This window comes from Delftia sp. RIT313, assembly GCF_000632165.1.
GTDB lineage: Bacteria > Pseudomonadota > Gammaproteobacteria > Burkholderiales > Burkholderiaceae_C > Comamonas > Comamonas acidovorans.
In genome coordinates, this window is the sequence record NZ_JFYT01000047.1 from 62,369 (window position 1) to 72,212 (window position 9,844).

At 66.7% G+C, this 9,844-nt stretch carries 8 protein-coding genes; 4 read left to right on the top strand and 4 right to left on the bottom strand.

The features are described from left to right. Positions 1–34 precede the first annotated feature (34 nt). The 4 genes from BW39_RS14105 to BW39_RS14120 form a co-directional block, all read right to left on the bottom strand. Positions 35–2,110, bottom strand: a complete 2,076-nt coding sequence (locus tag BW39_RS14105; RefSeq protein ID WP_012205645.1) for a hypothetical protein — start codon at positions 2,108–2,110, stop codon at positions 35–37. A 98-nt stretch (positions 2,111–2,208) separates the two neighbouring features. Beyond that, positions 2,209–2,877 (bottom strand): hypothetical protein, encoded by a 669-nt coding sequence (locus BW39_RS14110; protein WP_043822459.1) that lies wholly within the window; start codon positions 2,875–2,877, stop codon positions 2,209–2,211. A gap of 74 nt (positions 2,878–2,951) precedes the next feature. Further along, the gene (locus tag BW39_RS14115; RefSeq protein WP_012205647.1) at positions 2,952–3,662 is read right to left on the bottom strand and encodes a PspA/IM30 family protein; all 711 of its coding nucleotides are present in this window, start codon (positions 3,660–3,662) and stop codon (positions 2,952–2,954) included. A 41-nt stretch (positions 3,663–3,703) separates the two neighbouring features. Further along, on the bottom strand, positions 3,704–4,186 hold the full coding sequence (locus tag BW39_RS14120; RefSeq protein ID WP_225613995.1) for a YjfI family protein: 483 nt from the start codon (positions 4,184–4,186) through the stop codon (positions 3,704–3,706). Between the two features lie 440 nt (positions 4,187–4,626). Between BW39_RS14120 and BW39_RS14125 the strand changes: the two genes are divergently transcribed. From BW39_RS14125 to BW39_RS14140, 4 genes are all read left to right on the top strand, one after another. Then, a complete protein-coding gene (locus tag BW39_RS14125) occupies positions 4,627–7,260 on the top strand; it encodes a bifunctional diguanylate cyclase/phosphodiesterase (RefSeq protein WP_043822463.1) in 2,634 nt (877 codons plus the stop codon). A gap of 157 nt (positions 7,261–7,417) precedes the next feature. Further along, the gene (locus BW39_RS14130; protein WP_043822464.1) at positions 7,418–8,425 is read left to right on the top strand and encodes a diacylglycerol/lipid kinase family protein; all 1,008 of its coding nucleotides are present in this window, start codon (positions 7,418–7,420) and stop codon (positions 8,423–8,425) included. A gap of 23 nt (positions 8,426–8,448) precedes the next feature. Beyond that, positions 8,449–9,264, top strand: a complete 816-nt coding sequence (locus BW39_RS14135; protein WP_043822466.1) for a metallophosphoesterase family protein — start codon at positions 8,449–8,451, stop codon at positions 9,262–9,264. A 185-nt stretch (positions 9,265–9,449) separates the two neighbouring features. Continuing rightward, positions 9,450–9,818 carry a response regulator gene (locus tag BW39_RS14140; protein WP_012205652.1) on the top strand — a complete coding sequence of 123 codons (369 nt, stop codon included), beginning with the start codon at positions 9,450–9,452 and terminating at the stop codon, positions 9,816–9,818. Positions 9,819–9,844 lie beyond the last annotated feature (26 nt).

Here is a 9,844-nt window from a genome sequence, read left to right on the forward strand (position 1 = left end):
GCCGGTGGAGGCAGCGGCCGGGCGGCCGCCCCGTTCAGTCGACCCTCTGCGTGGGCGGCAGGCCCTTGCCGTCGCCCAGAGCGTTCAGCAGCGATGCGCCGCCCTTGCCGCTGAGGAACTTGCTGATCAGGTCCTGCACGATGGGGCTCTTGCCCGCCACGCCTTCCACGGCCTTGCCCACGGACAGCGCCTTGGCGAAGTTGTCGAAGAAGGCGCCCTCGCCGCCCACGATGTCGATGTTGGCCTTGCTGAGCGCGGCCGACAGCACCTCGGACTGGTCCTTGGCCACGCTCTTGTTGGCTTCGATGGCGGCCAGCGCCTGCTCGAAGTTCTTCTCCAGCTGCATGCGGAACTCCTCATGCGAGCGCGCCTGGTCGGACAGCGAGGCCAGCGCGGTGAACTTCTCGGTCAGGCCCTTGGCCTCGGCGAAGAGCTTGTCGCGCAGCACATCGGCCTCGGACATGCCCACGTCGCGCGTGACCGTGGCCTTGGTGGCGCCCACCTGGGCTTCGCCGCGCGCCTGGGCCAGCAGGCGCTCTTCCAGCACCTTGGCATCGGCCAGGCCCTGCTTTTCGTTGGCGTCGGCCGTGGCCTCGATGACGCGCGCCTCGGCCAGGCCCTTTTCCTGATGGCCCTTGGCTTCGGCCATCAGCTTCTCGGCAATCACGCGGGCCTGTGCCAGGCCTTCCTTTTCCAGGGCGGCGGCGGTGACTTCGCGCACCTTGGCATCGGCCAGGCCGGGCGCGGCGCGCTCGACCTCGATAGCCTCGGCCAGCTTCTTCTTGGCTTCGGCGGTCTTGCTGGCCGCTTCCAGCTCGGCCTGGGCCATGGTCGTGACTTCCACGGCCTTGTGGCGCGAGGAAGCCTCTTCGGCCTCGGCCTTCTTGACCTGGCGCACCATGTCTTCCTCGGCCTGGGCCTGGGCGGTCAGCACGGTGACCTGCTTCATGCGCTCGGCCTCGGAGACCACGCGCACTTCCTTGATGCGTTCCTCTTCCTGGGCCACGGACTTTTCCACCACCACGCGCTCGCGCACCACGTTGGCGATGTTGGCCTTCTCGACCTCGATGGCCTTTTCCTTCTCGATGCGCTGCAGCTCCACCTCGCGCTGTCGGGCCACGATCTCCAGCTCCTTGGCGCGCGTGACCTTCTCGACCTCGATCACCACGGCACGCTCACGGTTTTGCTGGGCCACGGCCACTTCGCGCTGGCGGTTTTCCTCGCGGATGTCCAGTTGCTCCTGGGTCTGGATGCGGGCCTGCTCGGCCTTCAGGCGCTCTTCTTCCTGCACCTTCTGGGTTTCGGCCTGCTCGCGCGCCTGGATGGTGGCGATCTCGCGCTTTTGGCGCGCCTCGGCATCGGCCTGCTGGCGCTCCAGCGCCAGCATGGCTTCCTTGGTCTCCACGTTCTTCTTGGTGATGGCCAGGTCGGAGTTGCGCTCGAGCTCGTTGGTGACGATGTTCTGGTTGGCCGTCAGCTCGGTGATCTTGCGGATGCCCTCGGCGTCCAGGATGTTGTTGGGGTCCAGCGAGGACTTGGGCGTCTGCTCCAGGTAGTCGATGGCCACGTCTTCCAGCACATAGCCGTTGAGGTCGTTGCCGATGACATGGATGATCTGGTCGCGGAAATCCTGGCGGTTCTCGAACAGCTTGACGAACTCGATCTGCTTGCCCACGGTCTTGAGCGCCTCGGAGAACTTGGCGTTGAACAGCTCGTTGACGGCCGTCTTGTCCGAGGCCCGGTCCACGCCGATGGCCTTGGCCACCTTAAGCACGTCTTCCGCCGTTTCATTGACGCGCAGGTAGAAGGCCACGGTGATGTCGGCGCGCATGTTGTCGCGGCAGATCAGGCCTTCCTTGCCGCGCCGGTCGATCTCCAGCGTCAGCAGCGAGATCTGCATGAACTCCTTCTTGTGGATCACCGGCAGCACCAGGCCGCCCGTGAACTTGACCTTGGGCTGCGACGTGGTGTCGTTGATGATCAGCGCCGTGCCCTGCGGAACCTTGATGTAGAAGGCCTTGACCAGGGCGAACAGCCCGAGGATGACGACGAAGACGGAACCGATCACCACCCCGGCGACGATGTACCACTCCATGTTGCTCATGTTCATGCGAATCTCCCCTGTGAATTGCTATCTGTGAAAACGCTGAAAAAACGGAAAGGCCGCGCCCGCCGAACGGACGCTCGGGCCTTGTGGGAATCCCGGAACTAGCGCGGCAGCTCGGTACCGTCGAACTCGGCCTTGCTGACCACGCGCCAGGCGTTGTGCTCGGGCAGGTGCTCGATGAGCACGATCTCGGTGCCCCGGCCCAGTGCGCGCTCGGGCGAGCGCATCTGCACGTTCAGGCCCGCGCCGCCGTCCTCGACACTGCCGTAGCCATGCGTGCCGTCCACCACGGCGCTGCGCACCAGGCCGGCTCGGCCCAGCAGCACCTTGGGCTCCTCTGCAGGCGCCACCTTGTTGACGATGCCCCGCAGCGGGCGCAGCAGCAGCACGGTGGCGGCAAAGCCCAGCACCATGGCTGCCGCAGCCACCAGGGAGCCGGTCAGCAGGTTCACCAGGGTCCAGCCCTGGGGCATGGGCACGAAATGGCACAGCACATACGAGGCCAGCCAGGACATCAGGAACAGCGCGGTGAGGATGACCGTGAGCGGAATGCCGCCCAGGCCCACCTTGAGCAGCAGCCCGGCCAGCGCGCTGACCGAATGCTCCACGCCGTGCGCATGGTCGCTGCCGTCGAACAGCACCCAGTGGTCCAGCGAGTCCACCTCCAGCAGGCCCAGCATGGCGATCAGCCAGTACAGCAGCATGAACAGCAGCAAGGCGCCAAAGATGAAAGTCGGAAAGCCAAACGCGTATTGCAGGAACGCAGACATGTTTCTCCCCTCCCCTCAAATCCGGCAGCCGAGGCGGCAGGCCTGGCAGTGCCTGCCTGGACAACGGCCGCGCATCAAGCGTTTTTTCCGCCAGTTGCGGCGCGCTGCGCCTTCAGGCGTTCCAGCACCGACTGCGCATTGCCCGCCTGGGGCGTGATGCCGGCAGCGCGCAGCTTGGCATCCAGCGCGTCTTCGCTGCTGTCGCGCGCCAGCTCGGCCGCGCTTTCCATGCGCGCACCGCGCTCGGCCTGCTTTTGCTTGATGCGCTCCAGAGAATCCAGCGCGCTTTGCACGCGCGTCTGCGAGCCTGCATAGCGGCCGGCCACCGTGGCCTGGGCGCGCTGCACGCTTTCCGTGGCCTTGACCGTGTCGGCCTGCTGCTTGAGGCGCTTGATATGCGTTTGCGCCGTCTGTATGGCCACGCGCAGCTGCTCCACGCTTTGCGTGTAGGCGTCCAGCTGGGATTGCTCCTCGTCGCGCTGTGTCTCCAGCACGGAGACCTTGCCGGCCACTTCCAGCGCCAGCGCCTCGTCGCTGGTGTCCAGCGCCTTGACGGCATAGCCCTCGTACTCGGCAATGCGTTCCTGGGTCTGCTTGAGCTTGCCGGCCGCCAGCTTTTGCTTGGCCATGATGTCGGCCAGCGCTTCCTTGGACTTGTTCAGGTCGCTGTCGGCATCGCGGATTTCCTGGTCCAGGATGCGCAGGGCCTGGCTGTCGGTCACCGCCTCGCCGGCCTCGTGGGCGGCGCCGCGCAACGCTGTCACCAGCTTGTTCCAGATGGTCATGATGATCTCCTAGGGGCTCAGTGTCTTCAACGGGCGGGGCGTCAGGCCTGCACGGGGGCGGATGCGGACGCGGGTGCGGGCACCGGTGTCAGGTAGTGGGCCAGTGCCTCGGTGGCCTGGATGACGCTGTCGGCCAGGGTCAGGATCTCGGCAATGATGTCGCCCTCGCTGCTGCTGGCGTGCAGGGCGGCGAACATCACGTAGCCCTCGCCGCCGTGGGCCTGGGGTTCCAGCGCCATCGTTGTGAAGGGAAACAGTTTTTGCAGGCGCAGCATCTGCTCGTTGAGACCGGCGCGGTCGTGCACCTGGTCGGCGGGCCACAGAAAGGCCTCCACCACCAATTGGTCGCCCGAGAGCGCCACATGCACCGGCAGATCGCCGAATTCGGGCAGGCTGACCAGCAAACTTGCGTCTGCGCCTTCCAGCACCTCGATATGGAGCCGGCCGCCCTGCACCAGTGCCGATTGCTGCAGATCGCCCGCCAAGGCGTGAATATCCCGATATGCCTGTCTGCTGTTGTCCATGCCGCCCTCCTTGTGGATGAGAACCATTGATTCCGGTTGCAATCCCGGCACGCGCATTTGCTTTTCCAATTGCTGCAATGCCGCGCCGTACTCTGGAAGAATCCAGACCTCCTTTTTCACCAGCCCCTGTTCGCGCAGCCGTTGCCGGTGCAGGCGCTGGTAATGGGCTGATGTCTTTTGTTCCATGCGGATACCATAGCGGCCATTACATGTGATGTCTACATGTAATGGCGATCAATTTGTAAACGGATATGTAAACCGAGTGGCGCAATGGCCGGCTTTGCGCAGGCCACGGCCCGCCTTTGCGTTCTGGCAAATCGCCATCAAGAATTCATTTTTTCTACCGAAAACCATTTATCAACAAATTTTCCTATCAACCACAGGAGCGCCCAGGCGCGGACTGCGGCGGCGGCGGCGCAGGGCTGCGAAGGCACTGCACAATGGCCGCTGTCGCAGGCAGATCTGGCCCTTGGCTGCCCGTCGCACGCTACGGAAACCTCTGCATGCCCGCCTTCAGGCTCTCACTTCGCACGGCAGTCACAGCCCCCTTCATAGCGGTGTTCGTGGTCACGGCCGGGCTATTGGCGGCATGGCAGCAGCGCCAGGTGGACCAACTCATCAACCGCGAAAGCCTGCGGCTGCTCGACTCCCTGTCCACCACCACGCGCCACCAATTGGCCGATTACCTGGAGACCCCGCTGCGCGTGCAGCAGGCCCTGGCCGAGACCGTGGCCCGGCAGGCGCTCTACACACCCGGCGACCTGCGTCCCATCTATGGCTATCTGACACGCTCATTCACCGAGCTGTATGCCCAGCACCACCAGATCAGCCTGTTGAGCTTTGGCGGCGTACAAGGTGAATACACGGGCGTGCGGCTGGAGCCCGATGGCCGTTACCGCCTGATTCTCCAGGACCACAGCACCCAGGGCGCCCTGCAGATCTTCGAGGGGCTGGAGCCCGGCCCGCCCATGTCCAGCCTTGCAGGCTACGACCCCCGCGTGCGCCCCTGGTACCAGCCTGCCATCCACAAAGACGGCCCGCACTGGTCGCCCATCTACACGGTGACTGGCGACCGCGGCGATACCACGATTTCCGCATCCACTTCCGTGCGGGTGTCCGGCCAGTTGGCCGGCGTGGTGGCCGCCGATGTGCGGCTGAGCAGCATGAACCGCTTTCTGCGCGACGAGCCCTTGCGTGGCAACGGCCATATCGCCGTGGTCGACGCACAGGGCTACATGGTGGCGCACTCGTCCGAGCTGTCGGTGCTGAAACGGCGCGAAGGCCCCTATGACCCGCCCATGCGCCTGCGGCTGTCCGAAAGCCCCGATCTTGCGCTGCGCAGCCTGGCCGCCCTGTTGCCTGCGCATCTGAGCGCGGATTCATCGGCGCCAGCGGCCCCCCAGAACACCATCAACCTGAGCTTCAAGGAACAGGGGCAGATCTACCACGGCCAGGTCACCGCATTCCACGATGTACGCGGCATCGACTGGCGGATCCTGGTGCTGCAGCCCGAATCCGATCTGGTCAGCAGCATGCGGGCGGACAGCCGCCATGCGCTGGTCCTCGCTTTCGGCCTGGCCTTGCTGGGACTGGGGCTGGGCGTGTGGTGCCTGCGCCGGGCGCTGCGCCCCCTGGCGGTGACGGCCGATGCGGCCAACCGCCTGGCCAAGGGCGACTGGAGCGCGGTAGGGGCGCTGCCGGATACGTCCCTGGTCGAGACATCGTCCCTGGTTTCGGCCTTCCACAACATGGCGCAGCGGCTGCAGGAATCGTTCGAGCACATGCGCACCCTGCTGCAGTACGACAGCCTGACGCAGCTGCTCACGCGTGCCGGCCTGATCGAGCAGGCCGATGCGGCGGCAGCCGCCAACACGCCCTGCCCTGCCGCGCTGTGCCTGCTGGAGCTGCAGAATTTCCGCAGCGTCCGCGACGATGTGGGCCACGGCACGGGCGAGCAGCTGCTGCGGGCCGTGGCCGAGCGGCTGCGCAACCACCATCTGCAGTTTCCTGCCCTGCTGGCGCGCACGGCCAGCAACGAGTTCGCCATGCTGTGGCTGCATGACTGCACGCCGCAGCAGATGCAGGACAAATGCCGCCATCTGCTGGAAATCTTCGACCAGCCATTTTCCGTGGGCAAGGACGACATCGTGCTGCGCGCCTGCGCGGGCGCCGTCAGCGGCGAGCTGCTGCCGGGCGCGCTGCCCGAGTGGCTGCGCAACGCCAGCATTGCGCTGGGTGAGGCGCAGCGCGGCTCGCACCCCTTCCTGCTGTTCGAGCCCAGCCTGGCGCAGAAAATGCTGGGCCGCACGCAGCTGGCCATGGAGCTGCGCCAGGCGCTGGAGCGCAACGAGCTGCGCGTGTTCTACCAGCCCGTGGTGGACCTGGCCACAGGCAGCATGGTCGGCGCCGAGGCCCTGGTGCGCTGGAACAGCCCGACGCGCGGCATGGTGCCGCCCGGCGTCTTCATTCCGGTGGCCGAGGAGTCGGACCTGATCCTGAGCGTGGGCGAATGGGTGCTGCGCACGGCGGCGCACGACATCGCCTCCCACCTGCCCCGGCTGCCCGCCGACTTCGAGCTGCACGTCAACATGTCGGCACGCGAGCTCATCCAGTCCGACTTCGCTTTCACGCTGGAGCAGGCACTGGCCACCAGCGGCCTGCCCGCCCGGTTGCTGACCCTGGAGCTGACGGAATCCATGCTGCTGGACGACAGCGACGCCACGCTGCAGCGCATTGCCGCCATCCGCGCGCTGGGCGTGAAGATCGCCATTGACGACTTCGGCACCGGCTACTCCTCCCTGGCCTATCTCAGCCGCCTGCGCTTTGACTGCATCAAGATCGACCAGAGCTTCGTCGGCCAGTTGCCGGAGTCCGAATCCGACAAGTCCATCGTGACCGCCGTGCTGCGCATCGCCCAGGGCTTTGGCGTCAAGGTCGTGGCCGAAGGCGTGGAGGAGCAGGCCCAGGCCAGGCTGCTGCATGCCCTGGGCTGCGAGCATGCACAGGGCTATCTGTTCGAGCGGCCCGTGCCGCTGGCGCAGATGCTGGAGTACCGCTCTCCCTGGCACGAGTGAGCCACCAGTGAGCCATCAGGGAGTCGCTGGTGAGCCGCTGCTGCCTTGTGGTGCCCTGCCTGTCGGCTTTGGCTGACGTGTGCCGCTTGCATGATCCGGTGCACATGCAGGTGCAATCCACGAAACAATCGGCGCCTGTTCCAGCCTCCTGCCTTCCATGACGCCCACCTATTCCGAGAGCCAGCCGCCCCCGCCCCGTCTGGACCCCGCCGGCCCGATCCACCTGATCGTGCCCCTGCGCCCAGGCGCCGACCTGGAACAGCTGCGCGCCCGCCTCACCAGCGTGCCCGCGCTGCAGCAGCGCAGCGTGCAGTGGCATGTGCCTGGCGCACGCGCCGACATCGTGCACCTGGCCGCCCGCGCCGTGGACAGGGCCAGCCAGGATGGCGGCCTGGTCGTGGCCGCCGGCGGTGACGGCACCATCAATGCGGTGGCCGCCGCAGCCTGGGCGCGGGGCGTGCCCATGGGCGTGGTTCCGCTGGGCACCTTCAACTACTTCGCCCGCGAGCAGGCGCTGTCGCTGGACCCCGCCCAGGCCGTGCAGGACATTCTTCAGGCATTGCAGGCCGGCCAGATGCGGCCCGTGAACGTGGGCCTGGTCAATGAACGGCTGTTTCTGGTGAACGCCAGCCTGGGCCTGTACCCGCGCCTGCTGGACGAACGCGAACGCGCGTCCACACGCTTTGGCCGCACGCGGCTGGTGGCCATTGCGGCCTCCATCTGGAGCATTCTTCGCGGTGGCAGCGCGCGCCGCTGGCGCATCGCCCTGCGCTCCGACCGCCAGGCGCCGCTGCAGCAGCAGGAGCACCTGGCCAGCACACTGTTCGTGGGCAACAACCCGATGCAGCTGGAGCGCGTGGGCATTGCCGAAGCCCGCGCCGTGGCCGACGGCAAGCACCTGGCCGCCGTGCTGCTGCTGCCGCAGGCCAGCGAGGCCCCGGCGCGCGTGGTCTGGAATGCCGTGTTGGGCCGGCTGGCGCAGGACGATGCGGTGGCCAGCCTGGCCTGCACCGAGCTGGTGGCAGAGCCCGCAGGACGGCGCCCGCGGCGCCTGAAGGTGGCCTTTGATGGCGAGCGCGAATGGATGGCCCCGCCCATTCGTTTTCGCCTGGGCGAGAAGCCGCTGTGGCTGGTCGTGCCGGGCGAGGCCGGGCCCTCCTCCTGATCAGCAAGGGACAAGGAACGCCCATGGCTTTGCTCATGCATATGTCGGACCTGCATTTCGGCGCCCACGATCCGGCCGTGTGCGCCGCCGCGGCAAGACTGGCCGCACGTCTGCCCGTGGCGCTGCTGGTGGTCTCCGGTGACCTGACCCAGCGTGCCACGGCCGCGCAGTTTGCCCAGGCGCGCGAGTTTCTCGATGCCCTTCCCGTACCGCGCCGCCTGGTCGTGCCGGGCAACCACGATCTGCCGTTGCTTGCCTGGTGGGAGCGGCTGGGTGGCCATGCCCATGATCGCTACGCCCGCTGGATCAGCGCCGAACTGCAGCCCTGGTGCGCAGAGCAGGGCTTTTGCGTGATTGGCGTGGACACCACGCGCTGGTGGCGCCACCAGCGCGGCAGCCTGTCGGCCAGCCAGATCCGGCAGGTGGCCCAAAGGCTGGCGCAGGCCAGCCCCGGCGACTGGCGCATTGTGGTCAGCCACCACCCGCTGGCAGCCGCCCATGAGCAGGACCGCAGCCACCGCCCGCACCGCGCGGCAACGGCCCTGGCGGCCTGGCGCGACGCCGGAGCGCAGTTGGTGCTGTCAGGCCATGGACATGACCCCGGCCTGGTCCAGCCGCTGCCGGGGCTGTGGGCGGCGCAGGCGGGCACTGCGGTATCGCTGCGGCTGCGCGCGCATGCGCCCAACAGCCTTTTCACGCTGGAGCAGCAGGAGGACTCGGCTGGACAGGGTCCTGCACGGCGCCGAGAGCTCACGCGCTGGGACTATTCACGGCAGGCGGATGAATTCCTGCCCGTTCAAAAGCATGTTCTGGACCCGCCGCAGGCCTCCACCCGCTGAACGCGCGCAAGCCTTGTTCTGGCGTTCTTCGTTGTATTGCACAATCCATAGCCTCGGCCTCCATGCAGGCGGCGGCAGAAAAGTTTGCATGCTGTCCTACGCGATGCCCGCCCGAGGGTGTGGATGATCAGCCCTCGTCAATGCTGCCTTTTTGATAGCAGCATGATGCACTGCAACAAAGAGATATGCGAATCCTGTACGTTGAAGACAATGCCGACCTGCGCGAAACCATTGGCCTGCTGATGGAGAGCGAATCGCGCTTCGTGACCAGTTGCGCCACCGCCGAGCAGGCCCTGGAACTGGATGCGGCCCAGCCTTTCGACGTGGTGGTTTCCGATGTCAGCCTGCCCGGCCTGTCAGGCACCGACCTGGCGCGGCAGCTGCTGGAGGCCGATGCCCAGCGCTGGATCATCCTGTGCTCCGGCTACGACCTGGGGCCCTACCCCACGGCCTGGGGTCCCCATGTGCGGACCCTGCTCAAGCCCTTCGAGATCGAGGATCTGGAGACGCTGCTGGACTCCATCCAGGAAGCGCTCGGCAACCCCGCCCACTGAAGCGTTCGCGCTTTCGCGCCCCCCGG